This window comes from Methylocaldum gracile, from assembly GCF_053646815.1.
In genome coordinates, this window is record NZ_CM132196.1 from 3587781 (window position 1) to 3608006 (window position 20226).

A 20226-nucleotide genomic window follows, 5' to 3' on the forward strand; every position below is an offset into this window, starting at 1 on the left:
TTAGAAGGAGCCATCCGTGCAGGAACCCACGACTTTCGCACGTGAAGCAAAACAACTCGAACAATTGAAATCCCTGGTGGCGGATTGCCTGGCCGAAGCCCGGCGGCAAGGCGCCACCTCGGCGGAGGCCGGCGTCAGTCTGGAGCACGGCCTTTCCGTCACCGCGCGGATGGGCGAGGTCGAAACCATTGAACATCATCGCAGCCGCGGACTCGGCGTCACGGTCTACGTGGGCCAGCGCAAGGGTTCGGCCAGCACCACCGACCTCAGCGCGACGGCGATGCGGGAAACCGTAGAAGCCGCGTGCCGGATCGCTCAATACGCGGCCGAAGACGAATATGCCGGATTGCCCGACCGGGACATGCTGGCCACCGAGTTCCCCGATCTCGACGTTTATCATCCCTGGGACCTGGACGCGGAAACCGCCATAAACCTGGCGATAGGCTGCGAAAATGCCGCACGCCAGTTTCATCCCGAAATCGTCAATTCCGAGGGCGCGAGCCTCAACACCTTCCAAGGGTTACGAGTCCTGGGCAACTCGCTGGGATTCCTGCATGGCTATGCGTCCAGCCGCCACAGCCTGAGCTGTTCGGTCATCGGCCAGCGGGGCGACAGCATGCAGCGGGACGATTGGTGGACCGTGGCGCGAGACGCCCGAGACATGGAAGCGGCCGAGCTGGTGGGCCGAAAGGCCGCCGAGCGCACGGTAAAGCGGCTCGGCGCCCGTTCGCTGAGCACCCGGCAATGCCCGGTCATCTTCGCGGCGGATATCGCGTCCAGCCTGCTGGGCCATCTCATCGGCGCCATCCGCGGCGGCAATCTCTATCGGAAGTCGTCGTTCCTGCTCGACCATCTGGGAAAGCAGATCTTCCCGGCCTTCATACGAATTCGCGAGGAACCGCACCTCAAGAAGGCCTTGGGCAGCGCACCCTACGACGCCGAGGGCGTTCGGACCCGACCTCACCACATCGTCAAGGACGGCATACTCGAATCCTATGTGTTGAGCACATACTCGGCCCGCAAGCTCGGCATGAAAACCACCGGCAATGCCGGCGGCGTGCACAATCTCGTCATCGACCCCGGCGAACTCGATTTAGAGGGCTTGCTGAAACGCATGAATACGGGACTTCTCGTCACCGAACTGATGGGCCAGGGCGTCAACCCGGTCACCGGCGATTATTCCCACGGCGCATCCGGATTTTGGGTGGAGAACGGCGAGATCCAGTTCCCCGTGGAGGAAATCACCATCGCGGGCAACCTGAAAGATATGTTCATGAATCTACAGGCCGTCGGAAACGATGTAGACCTGCGGGGCAATACCCGAACCGGATCTATTTTGCTCGAAAAGATGACGGTAGCGGGGAATTGAAGTTCCCCTGACGGAGACACCTTCGTCGGCAAGGGATTGCCGACCTACCACTCACGAAAGGACGGCGTTATACAGGGCTAAAGCTTCGGAGGTTATCTTTTCCGAGGAAAATTCGGTCTCCGCGATTTCCCGGCCGCGACGCCCCATCCGCTCCCGCTGCGGCCCATCCTCGATTAACGTTTTGAGCGCTTCGGCCAGAGCGAGCGCATCCGCCGCCGGTACCAGCAGACCGTTGTCGCCGTGACGGACCACCTCCCGACAGCCGGGGGTATCGGTGGTGATGATGGGTTTTCCCGCGGCTGCCGCTTCGAGCAGCGCCTTGGGGAGGCCTTCCCGATATGAGGGCAGGCAGACGATATGGCATGCGGCGAGCACTTGAGGCATGTCGTCCCGCCGCCCCCACCATTCGACCGCCCCTTTCTGCCGCCAGCTTTCGAGTTGGTCGATCGAGACCGATTCCGGATTGTCGGGGTCAGGATCGCCTACCAGGACGAATCGCGCCGCGACGCCTTCGGCGCGCAGCCGCTCGGCGGCCGTGACGAACTCTCCTACCCCCTTGGTCCAGAGCATGCGCGCCGGCAGGACGACCAAAGGGACCCCATCGCGCTCTACCGCCGGACTGAATTCCCGGAGATCCACACCGGCGCCCCGGATCAAGCTCACGCGGGCGGCCGGCAACCCCAAGCTCATCATCTGCTCGTAATCGTCCGGGTTTTCCACGATAACGTGCCCCCGTGCGAAAAGCTGCCTCAACACGGCGCGGACCACCGGACGAAGCAGCCGCGCCTTGACGCTGTCCGAAGTAAACAGCCAGCCGAGACCGGCCATGTAATTCACCACGGCACATGGCTGGCTGAACCACGCAGCAATGGTGCCGTACACCACCGGCTTCATGGCGACATGCTTCACCAGATCGGGCCGAATCTTTCGGTAAATCTTGATCAGATCGGCAATCACCCGGAGTTCCGCCATCGGATTGCGGCCGCGCCGCGACAATTCGAGCGGAACGACATGGACGCCTCGCGCTTCGATGATAGCCCTGTGCTGCCGTACCCGCGTCACCACGTAGACCTGGTAGCCTGCGTCACGGGCGGCAGTCACGTGGGGCAGCCAATGCGAGCAAACGAACCAGTCTTCGGTAACGAAAAATAAAAGTTTCTTGTTCAAAACGGCTTGGCTCAATGACCTGGAAAGGCGGAACGTCGTCTTTTCGTATGGCCCGTGTCTTGGTTGCCTGTTCGCACTCGACCCGCAGCCCGTCGTCCCGAAACTCGCGAAGAAAGACTCAAGAAAATGGGACAGTATAATACCCGATGGCGCGAACTTGATCGGTTCAGGGTCAGCATCCGCCGCTTCGTGCCGCAACCGAAAAACGATCGGTCGCGCGCTCGCGCAAACCCATTCAAACCTTATCGGAATCAATGATCGCAAAACCGAGGTTCGGGAAAGACCGGACCTTTTTTTATCTCGCTCGCAACGCAATAGGCACTTTCAGCCTCCGAGCGGTCGGCATCGGCCTGTCGTTCACGGCTCAGGCGATTACCGCGCGGTTCATGGGTTCCGACAATTACGGGCTATTCGTGTACGCCCTCGCCTTCGCCCCGGTCTTATCCTGGCTGGCCCAACTGGGCATGGTACATACCTCGATCCGGTACGTCGCGATTTACAACTCGCAGGAAGACTGGGGCGCCATTCGAGGTTTCATGGCTTTCGCGACGCGCAGCACGCTCGGAGCTTGCCTTGTCGTCGGGTCAGCCGCAGCGATGATCGGCTGGCTGCTGAAAGACACAATGGACGATCTGCATCGTTATGTTTTCATCCTGGCTTTCCTCCATGTGCCCTTCATGTCCTTGTCCGAATTGCGCGTGGGCGTTCTCCGCGGCCTGCTCAAGATCAGTTTCGCCGAACTCCCGGAAAACCTCGTTCGCCCCCTGCTCCTGATCATTCTGCTGTCGGCGATTTATTTCGGGTTTCACGACTTCGTCGATCCCGTGACGGCAATGCTGATCAGCCTGGCCGTAGCCATGACCAACTTCCTGCTGGGCAGCGCATGGCTTCGGCAATCCCTGCCGGGAGGCGTTTCCGGCAGCCTGCCGTCCTATCGAAAAAAAGAATGGCTGACCATGGCCGTTCCCATGTTCGTCGTCGTCGGCATCCAGCTGCTGATCAGCCAATTGGACATCCTCCTGATCGGATCGATGGTGGGCACGCGGGAAGCCGGTTCGTATGCGGTAGCGGCCAGAGTCGCAGATTTCGCAGCTTTCGGCTTGGTCGTGGCCAGCAGCGTAACCGCGCCTTTAATCGCCGCACATTGGAACAATCGCTTGATTCCGGACCTCCGGCGGCTACTGAAAATCACCACAATAGGCAATGCCTTGTTCGTTTTGACGGCCGCCTCATTCATTGCCGGCACCGGAAAATACATACTCGGTATTTTCGGAGCATCGTTCGTGGATGCTTACCCTCTTCTGATCATGCTCCTGGCCGGAAAATCGCTGTACGCTCTGACCGGACTCGGGACCATCCTGCTGACCATGACCGGACATCAGAAGGAAGCCACGTGGCTCATGGGCGGCGGCTTGGCCGTGCAACTGCCTTTAGAGCTGTATCTCATCGGCGAACACGGCGCCATGGGCGCGGCTATTGCCAGCGCGATCGCGGTCGCCGGCATAAACCTTTCAGCGCTGGTAATCGTCAAAACCAGGTTAAAATTGAGCCTCATCGGCTAAACGCCAACAACAAAAATCAACGATGAACATGGATCTAGCGATCAGCCCGATACCGCCTTTCGTCAAAGCCGCCAAAGCCGTGACGCGGCTTATTCCGCCCGTTTGGCGGTTTAGCGGAATTAGCAACCGCATCGTCAAACCCTTGGTCTGCTCGTTCATCTCTGGGGCCTGGTTTCGCTCCACCATCTGGACTTATCGGGGACGCGACATCGAGATGATCGTCGATCCGTCCGATTGCGTGGGCGGCAATCTGTTCTTCATCCCGCACATGTACGACCGGTGGGAGCGAAAATTCCTGATGAAGCGTTTGCCGAGAGGCGGCGTATTCGTGGACGTGGGCAGCAATATCGGCGCCTACGCGCTGTTCGCCGCGGAGATCGTCCGCGCATCCGGCAAGGTGATCGCCTTCGAGGCGGCGACGGAAAATTTCCGACTCCTGCGAAAAAATATCGAAATCAACGGCCGGAACAGCGTGATCGCCGCTTATCAAATCGGCATCTCGGACAAGAAGGAGATGCTGCGGCTAGGGCTCAATCGGCAAGGCAACCGAGGCGCCAACAGTTTCCTCAAGGCCGAGGGAGAGACGGAGGAGGTCCAGTGCTATTCCTTGTATGACGCTTTGCAGATGGCTGAGGTGAAAAAGATCGATGTCCTGAAGCTGGATATCGAAGGATTCGAATATCCGGTCCTGAATCGGTTTTTCGATGACGTCAAAAGAGCTCCGCAGCTTAAACCAGCCTACATCCTGGTCGAGATCGAAGGCGGTCCGCAAACGGCCGAGCGGAAACAACTATTACGATCCCTCATTTCGGACAACGGGTACCGCATTCTTCGGGAGCGGGAAAATACCCTTTTCGAGCGGTCTGCCTGATCGGTTCGACGATGCCATCATACTCATTCACGGTCTTCACCCCGACCTACAACCGGGCTCGGTTGCTGGCCGAGGTTTTTGAGAGCCTCAAGGCGCAGACGTTTACCGATTTCGAGTGGATCATCGTGGACGACGGTTCCACCGACGATACCCGTGCGCGGGTCGAGGAATGGCAAGCGAGCGCCGGTTTTCCTATCGTCTACGTACATCAGGAGAATCGAGGCAAGCATGTGGCGATCAACCAAGGGCTGATGCTGGCATCCGGCGAATTGTTCCTGATTCACGACTCGGACGATCTCCTTCTGCCCCACACTCTGAAACGATTCCATGAAATCTGGCATGCCATTCCTCCCGAAGAAAAAATGTCCTTGGATGGCGTCATGGGATTGTGCGCTTATCGCGACGGGAGCATCGTCCCGAAGCGGTTTCCCCGTGACTCCATGGATATGAGCCATCGGGAATACTGGTTCGAAATGAACATGAAAGGCGACAAGTGTTATTTCGTCCGGACCGAACGGCTGCGGTCATATCTTTTTCCGGAAATTCCCGGCGAAAAATTCCTGGCGGAAGGTGTCGTGTTCAACCGGCTCAATCCGAGATTCCGGTGCGTCAACGAGGTGATGCGGATCATTCAGTATCTGCCCGACGGATTGACCGCCAAAGCGAGGGCAATACGCTATCGAAGCCCGAGAGGCGCTCGGCTTTATTACGGCGAAGCGGTACGCTTGCCCACCGGGATCAAACCCAAGCTCAAGAATATGGCCAACTTCATCCGATACTCGGTCCATGCCGGAGAATCCTTATATGCCAGCTTGGCGGAAGTCGGCTTTCCGCTGCTGTTCGGGATCAGCCTTCCGATCGGTCTGGGCTTGGCGTGGATCGATAAAGCCCGTCTAGCCAGCTCTCGCTAAACATCAATATGGTTTCAACTGATACGCCAGATTCTATTGCTCTTGAAAGCAAGCCCTGTCCCATGGGCTGCGAAAGCCGCGATGAATTGGTTCTGCAAGGAAGGGACAGACTGCACGACCTGCCCGGCACGTACTCCGTGGTTCGATGTTCGGCGTGCGGGTTGTTGCGAACCGATCCGAGACCGACCGCGGACACCATCGGCTATTACTATCCCGAGACTTACGGGCCTTACGCCGGCACCCGCATTACCCATTCGCGTTTCAGAACAGCGGCGAATGCCATCAAGGAATTCGTCAGAAATGCCTTGAGGATACACAGCCTGTCCTTGCCCGCACTCGAACCGGGACGAATGCTGGAAATCGGTTGCGCCTCGGGCAGCTTTCTAGGGCGAATGGCCGATAAAGGCTGGCGACTGGAAGGCATAGAATTTTCGCCCACGGCGGCGAAGAATGCTCAAGATGCAGGCTTCTCGGTTCATTGCGGGAGCCTGGAATCGGCGCCCGAACCCGCCGAACAGTTCGATCTGGTGGTAGGCTGGATGGTGCTGGAACACCTGCACGACCCCGTGCTCGCGCTCAACAAGCTGCATCGCTGGACCCGGAAGGACGGCTGGCTGGCCATCTCGGTTCCCAACGCGGCCTGCTTCCAACTCGGCTGGTTCAAACAGCGATGGTTTCCCTTGCACTTGCCCGCCCATTTGTACCACTTCACCCCGGAGACTTTGGAAGCCCTGCTGAACGCTACGGGTTGGCGCATCGAGAAGATTCTTTACCAGAAAGTGATGACCGATTTAGTGGCGAGCACGGCTTATATCATCGAAGACAAATGGCCCAATTCGACCGTTTCCCGCTTCCTCAAGCGGCATCCGGGAATTTTCAACCTGCCGCTTTATCCGCTGGCCCTGATCCTGAGCCGGCTCGGCCAAACCGCACGGATGACGGTTTGGGCCAGACGCGTCGATCGATAAATGAAGGTTCTGCTCCTTAGCCGCTACGGCCAACTCGGGGCCAGCAGCCGGCTCCGCTCGTATCAGTATCTACCCTATCTCGAGAGCCAGGGATTTCGGATCACGGTCGCGCCTTTCTTCAAGGACGAGTATCTCGAACGATTCTATGCCGGACACAGAAAATCCCTACTCTACTCATTCGACGGCTATACCAGGCGGATCGCATCCCTGATGGGATTACGCGCATACGACCTGATCTGGATCGAAGCGGAGGCATTGCCCTGGCTTCCGGCTTGGATCGAGACCGCCATGGCGCGCGCGGGAATTCCCTATGTCGTCGACTACGACGACGCCATCTTCCACCGCTACGATCGTCACGCCAATCCTGTCATCCGCAAAATCCTGGGCGATAAGATAGACCGCGTCATGCGGCATTCCAAAGCGGTGATCGCGGGAAGCGAATACCTCGCCGAGCGGGCGACTAAAGCCGGCGCCGCACGTGTGGCGCTTATCCCAACCTCGATCGACTTGAACCGCTATCCCCAGAATCCGACCGAACCAAACGACATCTTCACCATCGGCTGGATAGGTTCGCCCACTACGGCGCAGTATTTGCGAAACTTGAATGCCGTGCTTTCGGCAATCGCACGGAATCATCCCGTACGGATAAAAGTGGTGGGGGCGGAAGCCGCGCATTTGCGGCTCCCCGATGTCGACATCGAGTATCGCGACTGGTCGGAACAAACCGAAGTGGACGAAATCCGGCGCTTTGACGTCGGCATCATGCCGCTGTCCGATACCCCTTGGGAAAGGGGGAAATGCGGCTATAAACTCATCCAGTACATGGGCTGCCACAAACCCGTGGTCGCCTCGCCGGTCGGAGCCAACCTCAGGATCGTCGAGCATGGCGTCAACGGCTTTCTCGCCTCCACCGAATCGGAATGGAAAGCCGCCTTGCTGGAACTACTGCATAACCCCGACCTGCGCATCCGCCTGGGACAAGCCGGACGAGCCACGGTCAAACGCGAATACTGTACCGCAGTCAACGGGCCCAAAATGGCAAGAATTTTAAGCGAGGCATGCGGACAATGATGTGTTCGGCTTTATCCTGAAGCTACCGCCCTGGAAATGTTACAGTCCTTTCTTTAGCACCGGTTTAAACATCATGCACAATCAAATCGTCATCTCGATTTTCCTCGCCCTGATCGCTGCCGGTCACGTTTGTGCCGAAACCGTCGATCAAAAGATCAAAATCGGCATGCTGGCTTTCGGCACGCTCAACTGGGAGCTTGCCGTTATTCAAGAGGAAAAACTCGATAAGGCGCAGGGGATCACCATAGAAACGACTCCCCTTGCCAGCGCCGAGGCGGGGAAAATCGCCCTGCAAGGAGGAAGCGTCGATGTAATCGTGTCCGATTGGATCTGGGTGGCCAATCAGCGCGGGCAAGGCATGGATGTCACTTTTCTGCCCTACTCTACCAGCCATGGGGCGTTGATCGTACCGGCCGGCTCTTCCATCCAAGGGATCGCCGATCTCAAGGGAAAGCGGCTAGGCATCGCGGGCGGCGGATTGGACAAAAACTGGCTGCTGCTGCGCGCTCTGGCTCAAAAACAGCACGGCCTGGACCTCGACAAGTCCGCCGACAAGGTCTTCGGCGCGCCGCCGCTGCTCAACCAACAGTTGCAACAAGGCAAGCTGGACGCCGTCCTGAATTACTGGAATTTCGCCGCCAAACTGGAGGCTCAGAATTATCGTCGTCTTATCGATGGACGCGGCATACTTCGAGGCTTGGGGGTAGACGCCGATGTACCGAGTCTCGGTTATGTTTTTGGGGAGGACTGGGCCAATGCTCACGAGAATGCGCTTTCAGGATTTTTGAAGGCGGCGGACGCGGCCAAAAAATCGATCTGCGAGTCGGACGCCGTTTGGCGCAAGGTCGTCCCCTTAACGCAGGAAACCGACGAACGGATTCAAAACGCCCTGCGACAGCATTACTGCGACGGAAGAATCAAAAGCTGGGGGGAAACCGAGAAAAAAGCCGCAGCCGAAATTTTTGCGCTGCTGCATCAATCGGGCGAGGGACGATTGACCGGAAAGTCTGGAACGTTACCTGAAGGAGTGTTCTGGCGCTAACCGATTCGGCTTATTTGTAAAAAAAGCTGACACTTTAACTTCCTGATAAAGATGTAAAAACATATGAAAAAGGATACGGACATAGGTTTATCCGGATTAATCACTCATTCCGGCTTCTTGATAACAGAAAATGTCAGTTTTTTTTACAGTCGCAAAACGGTATAGCCGGTTTATAGTCGTGCCATTTGTCTTAGCAATCTAGATTTAATGGAAAATCGCTTCGTGGAAAGCTTATATCGTCTTTTGAAACACTGGGACAAAAGACATGGCCCGCTTTATGCCTCTGTTATTGTCGAAATCTGACTTCAAACCCTATTAATTAATGCTTTTTAGGCTTTTTTCTTAATTTGCCTGTAATCCGCCGACTGCGGACGGCACGCTCAATAATTTTATTTATCTTTCAACACCAACAAACGGATGGAAATTCTGCTATGAAATCAAGAGAAATAATAATAGCCTTGGGGGCGGCTGCCTTGGCTTGCAGCAATGTTATGGCGGATTCTTCCGCTGGCAAGGAGGCGTGCAACGGTTTGCCCTCCCATGCCGAGCTGAAAAATGCTCTCATCAGCGCCGTTGCCAGCGAAAGCAGCGGACTGGACTTCGACATGTGGGGCACCATCGTCAATCGTGATGGCGTAGTCTGTGCGGTTGCCTTCTCCGGAGCTAACCGTGGCGCCCAATGGCCCGGCAGCCGCGTAATTTCCGCCCAAAAAGCCAATACGGCCAATGCATTTAGCCTTAATGGCCTAGCACTCTCCACCGGTAACCTTTACTCGGCCGCGCAAGGAACCTCCGGCGCCAACGCGGAAACGATGCTCGGCGGCAGTTTGTACGGCCTTCAGTTCAGCAATCCGGTAAATCCCGACGTGGCTTACGGCGGTCACCCGAAGCACTATGGTCAGGCAAATGACCCGATGGTGGGCAAACGTCCCGGTGGTGTAAACGTATTCGGTGGAGGATTGGGCCTCTACAAGAATGGACAGATCATTGGTGCCGTGGGTGTCAGCGGCGACACGTCCTGTGCCGACCACAACATCGCCTGGCGCGTTCGGAATAACCTGCAATTAGACCAGATGCAAGGCGTCGGCGGCGTATCGGGCGATCCCGACCGTCCGGACAACATCATTCTCGACCAGTATAACGGCAACAAGGATGGCGTCACGGCCGGCTTTGAACAGCCCGGCTGTCTTAATGACGCCAGTGGCGATCCTCGCGCTTTGCCGGCGGTACAGCACTAGACGAACGCCTGTTATCGATCTGCACATAGCCGGGCCTTGCGCCCGGCTTTTTCATTTCAGCCGAGCGGCCATAAGGCGTTTCGTTCCGCTCACTGTCACTTGGAAGTGAGAGAAACTATTTTTGTCCCTTTCTTAACTTCGGCACTGCCTCCAACAGACGCTTGGTGTAAGAGTGAGCCGGCTTAAAAAGAACTTGCTGAGTCGACCCCATTTCGACGATCTTGCCCCGGTGCATGACCGCCACCCGATCGGCCAACTCGGCCACCACGGCCAAATCGTGGGTGATGAACAAATAACTGAGACCACGCCGATCGCGCAGATCCCTCAAAAGCTTCAAAATTTGGGCTTGGACCGAAACGTCGAGGGCGCTGGTCGGCTCGTCGCACACGATCAGCTTGGGATCGACAGCCAAGGCCCGCGCGATGCAGATGCGCTGCCTCTGTCCGCCGGAAAATTCGTGCGGATAACGCAATCGGGCCTCTTTCGGCAAACCGACGCTGTGGAGCAAATCCTCGACTCGTTCGCGCCGCTCCTTCTCGATCATGGACGGATGCAAGGCACGTAGTCCCTCTTCGACGATGTCGCCCACGACCATGCGCGGATTCATGGAGGAATACGGGTCCTGAAACACGATCTGCATCTCGGCGTAACGTTTCCGGCGTTCCTCGCCGCGAAGCCCGGTAATATCGGCGCCATCGAAGCGGACCCGCCCACCGGAATTCTCGATCAGATTGAGAATCCCCTTGCCCAGGGTAGTCTTGCCGCATCCGGACTCGCCCACCAGGGCCAGGGTCTCGCCCTGCGCCACCGAAAGCGAAACACCATCCACAGCCCTGACATAATCCACGGTCCGCTGAAGGATGCCGCGCTTGATCGGGTAATGGACCTTGAAGTCCTCCACGACTAGCAGCGGGTCCGAATGATGTGTTTCGGGCCGGGCTAGGCAGGCGTCCAAGCGGGGCATGACCGTGAACAGCTCGCGGCTGTAAGGATGCTCCGGTTTTTCGAAAAACCCTTCTCGATCGCTCTGTTCCACGATCTTGCCGGCGCGCATGACGGCCACGCGGTCGGCCAGTTCCGCGACGATGCCGAAATCATGGGTGATCAGCCACAGCGCCATTCCGCTTTCGCGCTTCAGTCGCTCGAGAAGCTCCAGAATTTGCGCCTGAATCGTCACGTCCAAAGCGGTAGTCGGCTCGTCGGCGATCAAGAGGTCCGGCTCCCCGGCCAGAGCGATGGCAATCATGACCCGCTGCCGCATGCCGCCGGAAAGCTGGTGGGGATATTCATTCAGATGCCGCTCCGGGTTCGGCAGTCCCACATGATCCAGGAGCTCCGAGGCACGATTTCTCGCCGCCCTGCCCTGCAAACCCCGTTGCAAGCGCAGGACTTCGCCGATTTGCCGTCCTACCGTCATGACCGGGTTCAGCGAACTCATGGGATCCTGGAAAATAATGCCGATGCGCAGCCCACGGATGGCGCTCATGGCATATTCCGGCAACCCGAACAAATCGGTGCCCCCAAGACTCACTTGCCCCCTCATGATTCGTCCATTGTGGGGCAAGAGCCTTAATACCGACAGCGCCGTGACCGATTTTCCCGAACCCGACTCGCCCACGAGGGCGAAAGTCTCGCCCTTGTCGATATGAAACGAAACCCCGCTAACGGCAGGTATCAGCTCCGCGCCCTGACGGAAACTCACGTGGAGATCGGAGACCGACAAAAGCGAGCTGGCCGGTTGCCGCTCTACACCGGTTTCCAGCACCTCAGAGACAACACTCACAATTCATGCTCCGAAATTTCGGCCACCTTAAGAAAATGTTTTAGAAGCCCGATTTTGAGCGGCTCATTGCCGTGAACAGGAACCGAAATACGCGCCGAATAACCTTGCTTTCCGTAGACATGATGGCTGCCGTTGATTCTCTTTAGCTCCCATCCATGCCGCTCCGGCAATTTCCCTAAAGCTTTGCCGGAAATGGTTTTCAAACGGCGATCTCCAAAATCCTGTCCGTCTGTGCGAGACCTTTCTCCTCGACCTCAATGGACAAGCAAGCTTCTACGGCCTCATGAAGATTCGCCAACAACTCCTCTAAGGTTTCGCCTTGAGAAGCACAGCCTGGAATCGCAGGAATTTCAGCCCAATAACCGCCCTCCTCGGCCTGATGGACGATCACTTTTAATTTCATGAAAAGCTACCTCCGGGAATCTGGAAAAAATACCATGGCCTTATCGAACATGATGACAATGGCTAGTCCATTACTCCGCCCGCCTCGGATCGAAAGCATCCCGCACGGCATCCGCAAAGAGATTGGCGGCGAGCACCAGGGTGAACATGAACAGAAACGCGGCCGCCAAAGACCACCACACCACCGGGTCCCGCGCCATTTCGAGCCGGGCGCTGTTGATCATATTGCCCCAGCTCTCCATGGTCGGATCGACGCCGATATTCACGTACGACAGTACGGCCTCGGCCAGTACCAGCGAGCTGAAATCCAGGGCTACCGAAATCAGCACCAGATGGAATACGTTGGGCAGGATATGCCGCGCCAGGATCGTGCCTTGCCTGACGCCCAGCGCCCGAGCCGCCTGAACGTATTCCATTTCGCGCAACTTCAGGGTTTCCGCGCGGAGCAGGCGGCACAAGCCGGTCCAGCTGGTCATGCCGAGGATCAGGCAAAGAAACAGCAGCCTGAAATCGGCCCGCAGCGCCAGACTGGCGAAATCGTCCTCGTGCCGGGCCATGTACACCTGCATGATGAGCATCGCGGCGGCGATGAGGAGCACGCCGGGAATGGAATTGAGCGTGGTGTAAAGATACTGGATCACGTCGTCGACCCAGCCGCGGAAATAACCGGCGAGGATGCCGAATCCCAAGGCTAGCGGCAGCGTGGCGAAGGTGGTCAGGGTGCCGATCAAAAGCCCGGTCCGAACGCTCTTGAGGCTTTGGTAGAACACGTCCTCGCCAACCTTGTCCGTGCCGAGCACGTGATAGCGCAGCCCCAGCTCCCCCAGCATTCCGCCGCACCCCAAAATGAGAAACAGCGTCAGTAATGCGGCCCGCCACGGAATTTCCGTCCGGCCGAGGGCGATGCGCTTGAAACTCTCGGCCAGACCGATACGATCCTGGCGGCTGCGCCAGACGATCACCGAGAAAGCCGACATGAGCCAGACCAATGCCCCCTTTCCCAATCCTTTTATGCCGGTCGCCAGGATATCCGCTATTTTCTCGTGTTCCGGATCGACCAGATGCGCGCCCCCGTATTGCAAGCGGGGATAATCCCAGAGTTGAGTGCCGTCCGGCTGGCGGATCATTTCCTTGGCGTAGGCGTAAGACGAAAAAGGCGCCGAATAGGTTTTCTCCACGCGCGTCCGGATCGGCGTCATCCAGCTGTCCAGCACGCTGATCACCTCGCCCTGGTATTGCCCGTTTTCGCCTTCAATCCGCGGATGGAAATGGATCGAATCCAATACGGCAATGAAAAGGTAAACCAGCAGAATCACCAGCGACACCATGGCGCTGCGGCTCTGCGCCACCTTGCGCCAGGGCCGGCGCAAGTGCTCGCGGCCCCTGGCCCGGACGACGAGCACGGCGAACCCCGCCAGCAGGATGAAGAACAGAATGTCGGTCCAGAGCAGCTTCAACATGTCGGATTACTTTGCGAGCGGCACACCTAAGTCCTTGCAAATCTTGAGAAGATTAATTGTAGGGTGGGTTAGCGCAGCGTAACCCACCAATCCGAGGTCTCTCGGTGGGTTACGGCCTCGCGGCCTAACCCACCCTACGAGAACTCGCCTCCTCGTGATTGAATTGCAGCGCCTCGATCAGAGTTATCCTGAGGCTTTTCAACAACTCTTCATGAGTTCTTTCCTGGCAATTCACGCCGGGGATTTCTTCGATCCATCCCACCCGCCATTCGCCGATTTGCTTGGTAATCGCCGTGTATTCTCTGTTCATGTGCGTCTCCGCATTTAACACCGTTGCAATGGCCTGTCTTTTTCGACGCTTGCGAGTCCCGCTCAACCCAGCCTCACCCTTGGATCGACCAGCGTATAGGAAAGATCGGTCAGCAGAAGACCGAGGACGTAAAGCGCAGAGCCTAGAAACACCATGGCGCGCACGATGGCGAAATCCTGCTGGCTGATGGCATCGATGGTATAGCTGCCCAGCCCCGGAATGGCGAAGAACGACTCGGTGATGAGGCTGCCGGTGAACAGCAAGGGCAGCACCACGACCACTCCGGTCAGAATGGGAATCATGGCATTCTTGAGCACATGCCCGAACAGTACCTGCGGCTCGGACAGCCCCTTGGCCCGCGCGGTGCGGACATAATCCTTCTCCACTTCTTCCAGAAACAAGGTCCGGTACCAGCGCACACCGGAACCGATGCCGGCGATCACGCTGATGGCCAAGGGCAGGATCAGGAAGCGGATAGCGTTGACTCCGGAGTCGTAACCCGAGATCGGCGTGAGCTGCAGCAGTTTTCCCAGCAAATATTGCCCGCCGATGATATAGAACAGGAACGAAACGGACATCAGCGCGACGCACAAGGCAATGCCCCAGAATTCCAGATAAGTCAGCCGGAAAAACACCAGGAGCAGCGCCAGGCTGATGTGCACCAGGAGCCCTACCAAAAGCGAAGGCACTGCGATAGCGAGGGACGGCCACATGCGCTGACGGATATCGGCGCCGATTTCGCGTCCGCTGTCGGAACGTCCGAACCGAAACATAAACAGACCCACCGACTTCTGATAAAAAATCGTCCGGGTCGCCTTCTCGGCGCCTTCCGCTTTATCGTTCCAGAACAGGGGCAAATCGTAGCCGCGCTCGTGTTTCCACCCGTCGACCGCCTCCTGGGTGACATGCTTCTCCCCGAGATGCATACGCGCCATGTCGTCCGGCGTATTCACCACGAAGAACAGCAGAAAGGTCAGGATGTTCACGCCCAAAAGCAGCGGAAGAGCGTAGAGCACGCGGCGGATGATATAGCGGATCATAACGCGGTGGACCTCATGCGGCGGCGATAGGTCGAATAGGCCGGGACGATCGCCGCGACCAGCAGCACCGAACCCGCGGCCAGCGGCCAATAGATCGGCCGGTTCCACTCCGCCCGCTTGAGCTCCCGCTGCTCGGCTTCGATGCGCCGGTACTTGAGCCCGTTGTTGGCCATCAGATTGGGTTTGAGGTTGCGGAACCAGTCATGATGCAGCGAAAAAGCCTTGGGATGATAACCGAATAACCAGGGCGAATCGTGCCTAAGGATTTCCTGCATGGCCTGGATGATACGGAAACGCTCCTCCCCGTCGTCCATGTTGCGCATACGCTCGAACAAGCGATCGAATTCCGGGTTCTTATAATTGGCCGCGTTCTCTCCGCCCTTGCCCACCTTGGCGTTCTCGCCGTACACCAGGAAAAAGAAGTTTTCCGGATCGGGATAATCGGCATTCCAGCCCCACATGAAAATCTGCGCGTTGCCGTTCAGCATCTTCTGCTGGAACTGGTTGTAATCGGTGGTGCGCAGCACCAGCTGGATGCCGAGCTTGGCGAATTGCTTGCGGTACCAGTTCAGAATCGATTTGTCGTCGGGGCCCCGCGCCACGGTATCGAGATAAAGCACCAAGGGCCTGCCGGTCTTGGCGTCGACACCGTTGGGGTAGCCGGCCTCGGCCAGGAGCTTTTTCGCGGCGTCAATGTTCTTGCGGCGCGGCGCGCCGTCCGCCCAGTCGTACACGTAAGGGTTGATCCCGTCCTTGCCCTCGACGTGACCGAAAATGTCCGGAGGCAAAATCCCCTGGGCCGGAACGCCGCGTCCGTTGATGAAAATATCGATGAATTCCTCGTAATCGACCGCGATGTTGATGGCTTGGCGAAGCTTGGATTTGGCCTCGTCCAGCCCGCCCACCGTGGCATCGAGCATGTTGAAGCCCATATAGAATATGGTCGTCGTGATCGCCGTCTCCAAGTGGATATCCTTGGCCTTCATCTCCGGCGTCAGTTCGGCATCGTTCTGCCCGGTGAACTGGACGGCCTGATCGAAATTGTCCGAAGCGATCCCCGAGGCGTCGTAATAGCCCTGCAGGAACTTGTTCCAATAGGGAATCGTTTCCTTTTCCAAAGTGAAGACGACTTTCTCGATAAACGGCAGCTTTTGCCCGGCATCCTTCAAGTAACCCTTCGCCGCATCCTCCGGCTCGCCCTCTGCCGGGTAGAACTCATCGTGATAATTGGGGTTTTTCAGCAACACCATGCGCCGGTTCGGATTGTTCTCCGCCAGCATATAGGCGCCGGTGCCGACCGGATACCAGTCGAGGGTGATGTTCTTTTCGATCAACCCCCTCTGGGCATAAAACGCATCCGCTTCCCAGGGCATGGGGGCAAAAAACGGCATCGCCAGCCAGAAGCGGAACTGCGGATACTTGCCGTGCAGCCGGATCTTCAAGCGGTGCGCATCGGCGATGTCGACGCCCTCCACGGTATAGCCGCGAATATCGAAAAATTCGGATTTATCGGACCGGGCTTCGAAATCCTTCGCCATCCGCTCGCCCGTCTCCTTGAGACCGACGATATAACTCTTCATCATCTCGGCGATCGGAGAATGCAGCTGGGGATGCACCAGCCGCTTGATCTGATAAGCGTAATCCTCGGCCGTCAGCGCTCGGGCGCCGGTTTCGGCAAAATCGGTAATCGTGCTTATTTTCGCCAATTCGCCTTCGGTCAGCGCGTGATAGCGAAAGCTCCCATCGCCGTTCCTGGCGAATGCCGGATGAGGCTGAAACAGGATGTTCGGACGAAGGCGAATATCGTATTCGCTGTACGCTATCCGTTCCTCAGGCGCGTTGTCCGGGAGCGGACGCAAATCCTTATCGAGGTAAGTCACTATTGGCAGAGCCTCCGCCGTCAGCGGCTCGAGCTGATAAGGCCGTTTCAGATAGGCGTACTGCAGCAGCGGCTCGTAAATCTGGGCGATGATCTCGTATTCATTCGAGCTGTAGGCCCGCGCCGGGTCCAGGTGCTTGGGCCGCTCGGTGAAGGAGGTATAAAGAATGTTCCTGCCCTTGTCCCCGGCCGGATAAGGATTGTTCAAGGGACTCCCGCAGGAGGCGAGCAGAAAAGCGAGGAGGAGAACCGCGGCAGGCCGGAATAAATGTATAAAGCTTCGACGTGCAAAAAAAAGCTCGCGGCCGGAACTTGCCGGACCGGAAAAACGATGTACCGATTCTTGCCTGATCGCCATAGGCGGCCATTATACGCGAGCGAACGGTGCGATAGTCGCATCGTTAGCCGCATTGCAGGTGAACTGACACCGCTCAGTCCGTAGGTCGGCAAAGGATTGCCGACCTACTTAAGCGACCGTTTGCGATTGAAGGGGGGGAGAAATGCAGGCTAGACAGCATTCGGCCTCTAGCGGATACTTTCGCGCCATTTCCAGACGAAATCGGAGATTCACCATGGGTTTCATGCAAGACAAGCGTGCTCTTATCGTCGGTGTCGCCAGCAATCGGTCCATCGCCTACGGCATCGCGGAGGCGATGCGGCGGGAGGGAGCGGAAATCGCGCTGACTTATCAGAACGACAAGCTCAAGGAGCGCGTCGAAAAACTGGCGGCGGAACTGGGCGCGAAAATCGTCCTGCCCTGCGAAGTGGCGAGCGATGAGCAGATCGACGCGCTTTTCGACGAATTGGGCAAACGCTGGGACGGGCTCGATTGCATCGTCCATTCCGTCGCCTTCGCCCCTCGCGAAGCCCTGGAAGGCTCTTATCTCGACGCGGTAACCCGCGAAAATTTCCGTATCGCCCACGACATCAGTTCCTACAGCTTCGCCGCGCTCGCGAAAGCCGGCCGCAAGCTGATGGCGGGACGCAAGGGTTCGTTGCTGACGCTGAGCTATCTCGGTGCCGAACGGGCCATTCCGAATTACAACGTGATGGGCGTCGCCAAAGCCAGCCTCGAAGCCAATGTCCGTTATCTGGCGGCTTCCCTCGGCCCCGAAGGGATCCGCGTCAATGCCGTCTCCGCCGGAGCCATCCGTACCCTCGCCGCCTCCGGCATCGCCAATTTCCGCGAGATGCTGGCCAAAGGCGAACAAGCGGCTCCCTTGCGCAAGAACGTCACCATCGAGGAAGTGGGCAACGCCGCCGCGTTTCTATGCTCCGATCTCGCATCCGGCATCACCGGGGAAATCCTGTACGTGGACGCCGGCTACAACATCGTCGGCCTCTCCGGGATCTGATCTTCGTCATCGGCGGGCCGGGACGATCGTCCCGGCTTGCCCCTCGCCCCTTCACCGCGGCTTCTTGCGGGTCTCCGACCGCCCTGCTTGCCCTGGAATCGAACTCATTCCATTGGGCATTCGAGTGACCATTATGTAGGGTGGGTTAGCGGAGCGTAACCCACCGATTCGAGGTCGCTCGGCGGGTTACGGCCTCGCGGCCTAACCCACCCTACAAAAATTAATTCCTCATCGAAAGCGACTTTGAATGGGTCCGTATTCGTACGGCTATCGCTATCGAGATGACTGCCATTTAATTAAACATTTCGTCTACGGACTTCAACCATCGCGGCTTTCGAGGCTGCATTCAGCAAAGTGCCGATAGGGAGGAACGGACGATGCCAGAAAAAGCACTCGAAACGGTTCTGCGTGGATTCGCAATCCTGGGCCTGACCTTCACCGGCCTCGCGATGTGTCCCGCTCCGGCGAGGAGCGCCGAGGAATTTCAGCAGTTCATGGCGCGCATGAAGACCGCAAAGCTGGATGCCATGGAGCGCCATTTGAAGGCTCTCGACGAACGTTACGATCTCAGCGACAACCCCTCCAAAACAGTGACGATGACCCATGGCAAACCCATTCAGGAAGGCGTGCGGGTCAAACTGCGGGAGGTCATAACCTGGGAAGAATTAGTGGAAATGTCCCCTGAGGACATTCGAAAGCAAGACTTGTTTCCGAAGGGGTTCATGCCTCTGCCCCACCCCAATCCCGCCGAGGGCGGCATCGTGTTCAGCAAAAATTTCATAGAAGCCGTCGAGGAGCAAGAAGGCCGGGATCTCACCCGTTTCGACGTGGGCTTCGACATTCCGGATCGCTTCCAACCGGAACTCCCGTCTCCGCTCTTTCTCAAGACACGGCCGGACCTGGGCGATGTCTCTCGAAGCCGCTTGATAACGCTATCCAACTACCGCGAACTTTTCGACGGCATCATCAATGCGGAACAGCTGGAAGGGCTGCGGCTCTTGCTCACACCTTTTCCCCAGCAGCAGTTCAACGCCACCGATGACCGCCGTACCGAAGATCCTTCTCCCGGCATTGCCTGTTTCGACTGCCATGTCAACGGCCACACCGGCGCGGCCATACAGACGGCATCGAGCACCCGGCCGCGGGAACCCGGCCGTCGCATCGACACGCGGAGCCTCAGGGGCGTCGACGTCCAGCAGTTGTTCGACACCCAGGGCCGACTGAAAAGCATCGAGGACCGCTCGGAATTCGAACTGGAGACGGCTTATTTCGACGGAGACGCTGAAGCCGCCAAAAGAAAGGAAGCCCACATGGTCGAACGAGCCGACGAAGTGCGCCTCATGGCCGAGTTTCAAAAACTCATCGATTTTCCGCCGGCGCCCAGGCTCGATACGTCGGGCAAGCTGGACCCGCAAAAAAACAACGACGAGGCCGCGCTCCGAGGGCAGGAACTTTTTTTCGGCAAAGCCCGGTGCGCGACTTGCCACACACCGCCCCACTATACCGACAACCAGACCCATGACCTGAAGGTGGAACGGTTTTACCGACCCGGAATCACCACCAGCCAAACGACTTCGACGGACGGTTCCGTCAAGACTCCTCCTCTGCGCGGCATCAAGGATTCGCCGCCCTATCTGCACGACGGCCGCTTGCTGACGCTGGAAGACACGGTGGAATTCTTCAACCTGGTACTCGGACTGAAACTCACCAAGTCCGAGAAAGAGGATTTGCTCGCGTTTCTGCTAACGCTGTAAAGCATTCGTCGCATCCTCCATATCGATGCTTGCGCATTTCTCGA

At 57.7% G+C, this 20226-nt stretch carries 18 protein-coding genes; 10 read left to right on the forward strand and 8 right to left on the reverse strand.

What is annotated here, in order from left to right; all coding sequences use genetic code 11:
* Positions 1-16 precede the first annotated feature (16 nt).
* A complete protein-coding gene (pmbA, locus tag ACWJJK_RS15860) occupies positions 17-1369 on the forward strand; it encodes a metalloprotease PmbA (protein WP_454128278.1) in 1353 nt (450 codons plus the stop codon).
* Between the two features lie 51 nt (positions 1370-1420).
* Here the strand turns inward: pmbA and ACWJJK_RS15865 are convergent, their stop codons facing one another.
* Entirely contained in the window at positions 1421-2536 is a 1116-nt protein-coding gene (locus ACWJJK_RS15865) for a glycosyltransferase family 4 protein (RefSeq protein WP_156879589.1), read from the reverse strand.
* 254 nt (positions 2537-2790) lie between these two features.
* Between ACWJJK_RS15865 and ACWJJK_RS15870 the strand changes: the two genes are divergently transcribed.
* The 7 genes from ACWJJK_RS15870 (at position 2791) to ACWJJK_RS15900 (ending at position 10199) form a co-directional block, all read left to right on the forward strand.
* Entirely contained in the window at positions 2791-4098 is a 1308-nt protein-coding gene (locus tag ACWJJK_RS15870; RefSeq protein ID WP_156879588.1) for an oligosaccharide flippase family protein, read from the forward strand.
* Between the two features lie 22 nt (positions 4099-4120).
* A complete protein-coding gene (locus tag ACWJJK_RS15875) occupies positions 4121-4969 on the forward strand; it encodes an FkbM family methyltransferase (protein WP_156879587.1) in 849 nt (282 codons plus the stop codon).
* A gap of 11 nt (positions 4970-4980) precedes the next feature.
* The gene (locus ACWJJK_RS15880) at positions 4981-5880 is read left to right on the forward strand and encodes a glycosyltransferase family 2 protein (RefSeq protein WP_156879586.1); all 900 of its coding nucleotides are present in this window, start codon (positions 4981-4983) and stop codon (positions 5878-5880) included.
* Between the two features lie 62 nt (positions 5881-5942).
* On the forward strand, positions 5943-6848 hold the full coding sequence (locus ACWJJK_RS15885; RefSeq protein ID WP_205781137.1) for a class I SAM-dependent methyltransferase: 906 nt from the start codon (positions 5943-5945) through the stop codon (positions 6846-6848).
* Positions 6849-7919 (forward strand): glycosyltransferase family 4 protein, encoded by a 1071-nt coding sequence (locus tag ACWJJK_RS15890; RefSeq protein ID WP_454128279.1) that lies wholly within the window; start codon positions 6849-6851, stop codon positions 7917-7919.
* Between the two features lie 73 nt (positions 7920-7992).
* Entirely contained in the window at positions 7993-8961 is a 969-nt protein-coding gene (locus ACWJJK_RS15895) for an ABC transporter substrate-binding protein (RefSeq protein ID WP_086135494.1), read from the forward strand.
* A gap of 491 nt (positions 8962-9452) precedes the next feature.
* A complete protein-coding gene (locus ACWJJK_RS15900; protein WP_454128280.1) occupies positions 9453-10199 on the forward strand; it encodes a GlcG/HbpS family heme-binding protein in 747 nt (248 codons plus the stop codon).
* Between the two features lie 115 nt (positions 10200-10314).
* Here the strand turns inward: ACWJJK_RS15900 and ACWJJK_RS15905 are convergent, their stop codons facing one another.
* The 7 genes from ACWJJK_RS15905 to ACWJJK_RS15935 form a co-directional block, all read right to left on the reverse strand.
* Entirely contained in the window at positions 10315-11982 is a 1668-nt protein-coding gene (locus tag ACWJJK_RS15905; protein ID WP_347258088.1) for an ABC transporter ATP-binding protein, read from the reverse strand.
* Positions 11979-12185 (reverse strand): type II toxin-antitoxin system HicA family toxin, encoded by a 207-nt coding sequence (locus tag ACWJJK_RS15910; protein ID WP_077728934.1) that lies wholly within the window; start codon positions 12183-12185, stop codon positions 11979-11981. Before ACWJJK_RS15910 ends, ACWJJK_RS15905 begins: the two co-directional genes overlap by 4 nt.
* Positions 12182-12385: a type II toxin-antitoxin system HicB family antitoxin gene (locus ACWJJK_RS15915; RefSeq protein ID WP_077728933.1), complete on the reverse strand. Its 204-nt coding sequence runs from the start codon at positions 12383-12385 to the stop codon at positions 12182-12184. Before ACWJJK_RS15915 ends, ACWJJK_RS15910 begins: the two co-directional genes overlap by 4 nt.
* A gap of 70 nt (positions 12386-12455) precedes the next feature.
* Positions 12456-13844, reverse strand: coding sequence for an ABC transporter permease (locus ACWJJK_RS15920; protein ID WP_156879581.1), 1389 nt, complete (start codon positions 13842-13844; stop codon positions 12456-12458).
* 124 nt (positions 13845-13968) lie between these two features.
* Complete coding sequence (locus tag ACWJJK_RS15925; protein WP_077728931.1) at positions 13969-14154, reverse strand: hypothetical protein; 186 nt, start codon at positions 14152-14154, stop codon at positions 13969-13971.
* Between the two features lie 62 nt (positions 14155-14216).
* Positions 14217-15194, reverse strand: coding sequence for an ABC transporter permease (locus ACWJJK_RS15930; protein WP_156879580.1), 978 nt, complete (start codon positions 15192-15194; stop codon positions 14217-14219).
* Positions 15191-17281 (reverse strand): ABC transporter substrate-binding protein, encoded by a 2091-nt coding sequence (locus ACWJJK_RS15935; protein WP_454128281.1) that lies wholly within the window; start codon positions 17279-17281, stop codon positions 15191-15193. The genes ACWJJK_RS15930 and ACWJJK_RS15935 overlap by 4 nt, the downstream gene beginning before the upstream one ends.
* 364 nt (positions 17282-17645) lie before the next feature.
* Between ACWJJK_RS15935 and ACWJJK_RS15940 the strand changes: the two genes are divergently transcribed.
* Together ACWJJK_RS15940 and ACWJJK_RS15945 are read left to right on the forward strand one after the other, a co-directional pair.
* Positions 17646-18428 (forward strand): enoyl-ACP reductase FabI, encoded by a 783-nt coding sequence (locus ACWJJK_RS15940; RefSeq protein ID WP_077731210.1) that lies wholly within the window; start codon positions 17646-17648, stop codon positions 18426-18428.
* A gap of 377 nt (positions 18429-18805) precedes the next feature.
* Positions 18806-20182, forward strand: coding sequence for a cytochrome B6 (locus tag ACWJJK_RS15945; protein WP_454128282.1), 1377 nt, complete (start codon positions 18806-18808; stop codon positions 20180-20182).
* Positions 20183-20226: the final 44 nt, after the last annotated feature.

What these genes read in the sequence shown, in the direction of transcription:
- ACWJJK_RS15870 (WP_156879588.1), top strand. Translation starts at nt 2,791, where the DNA reads ATGATCGCAAAACCGAGGTTCGGGAAAGACCGGACCTTTTTTTATCTC.
- ACWJJK_RS15875 (WP_156879587.1), top strand. Translation starts at nt 4,121, where the DNA reads ATGAACATGGATCTAGCGATCAGCCCGATACCGCCTTTCGTCAAAGCC.
- ACWJJK_RS15880 (WP_156879586.1), top strand. Translation starts at nt 4,981, where the DNA reads ATGCCATCATACTCATTCACGGTCTTCACCCCGACCTACAACCGGGCT.
- ACWJJK_RS15885 (WP_205781137.1), top strand. Translation starts at nt 5,943, where the DNA reads ATGGGCTGCGAAAGCCGCGATGAATTGGTTCTGCAAGGAAGGGACAGA.
- ACWJJK_RS15890 (WP_454128279.1), top strand. Translation starts at nt 6,849, where the DNA reads ATGAAGGTTCTGCTCCTTAGCCGCTACGGCCAACTCGGGGCCAGCAGC.
- ACWJJK_RS15895 (WP_086135494.1), top strand. Translation starts at nt 7,993, where the DNA reads ATGCACAATCAAATCGTCATCTCGATTTTCCTCGCCCTGATCGCTGCC.
- ACWJJK_RS15900 (WP_454128280.1), top strand. Translation starts at nt 9,453, where the DNA reads ATGGCGGATTCTTCCGCTGGCAAGGAGGCGTGCAACGGTTTGCCCTCC.
- ACWJJK_RS15915 (WP_077728933.1), bottom strand. Translation starts at nt 12,385, where the DNA reads ATGAAATTAAAAGTGATCGTCCATCAGGCCGAGGAGGGCGGTTATTGG.
- ACWJJK_RS15920 (WP_156879581.1), bottom strand. Translation starts at nt 13,844, where the DNA reads ATGTTGAAGCTGCTCTGGACCGACATTCTGTTCTTCATCCTGCTGGCG.
- ACWJJK_RS15925 (WP_077728931.1), bottom strand. Translation starts at nt 14,154, where the DNA reads ATGAACAGAGAATACACGGCGATTACCAAGCAAATCGGCGAATGGCGG.
- ACWJJK_RS15930 (WP_156879580.1), bottom strand. Translation starts at nt 15,194, where the DNA reads ATGATCCGCTATATCATCCGCCGCGTGCTCTACGCTCTTCCGCTGCTT.
- ACWJJK_RS15940 (WP_077731210.1), top strand. Translation starts at nt 17,646, where the DNA reads ATGGGTTTCATGCAAGACAAGCGTGCTCTTATCGTCGGTGTCGCCAGC.
- ACWJJK_RS15945 (WP_454128282.1), top strand. Translation starts at nt 18,806, where the DNA reads ATGCCAGAAAAAGCACTCGAAACGGTTCTGCGTGGATTCGCAATCCTG.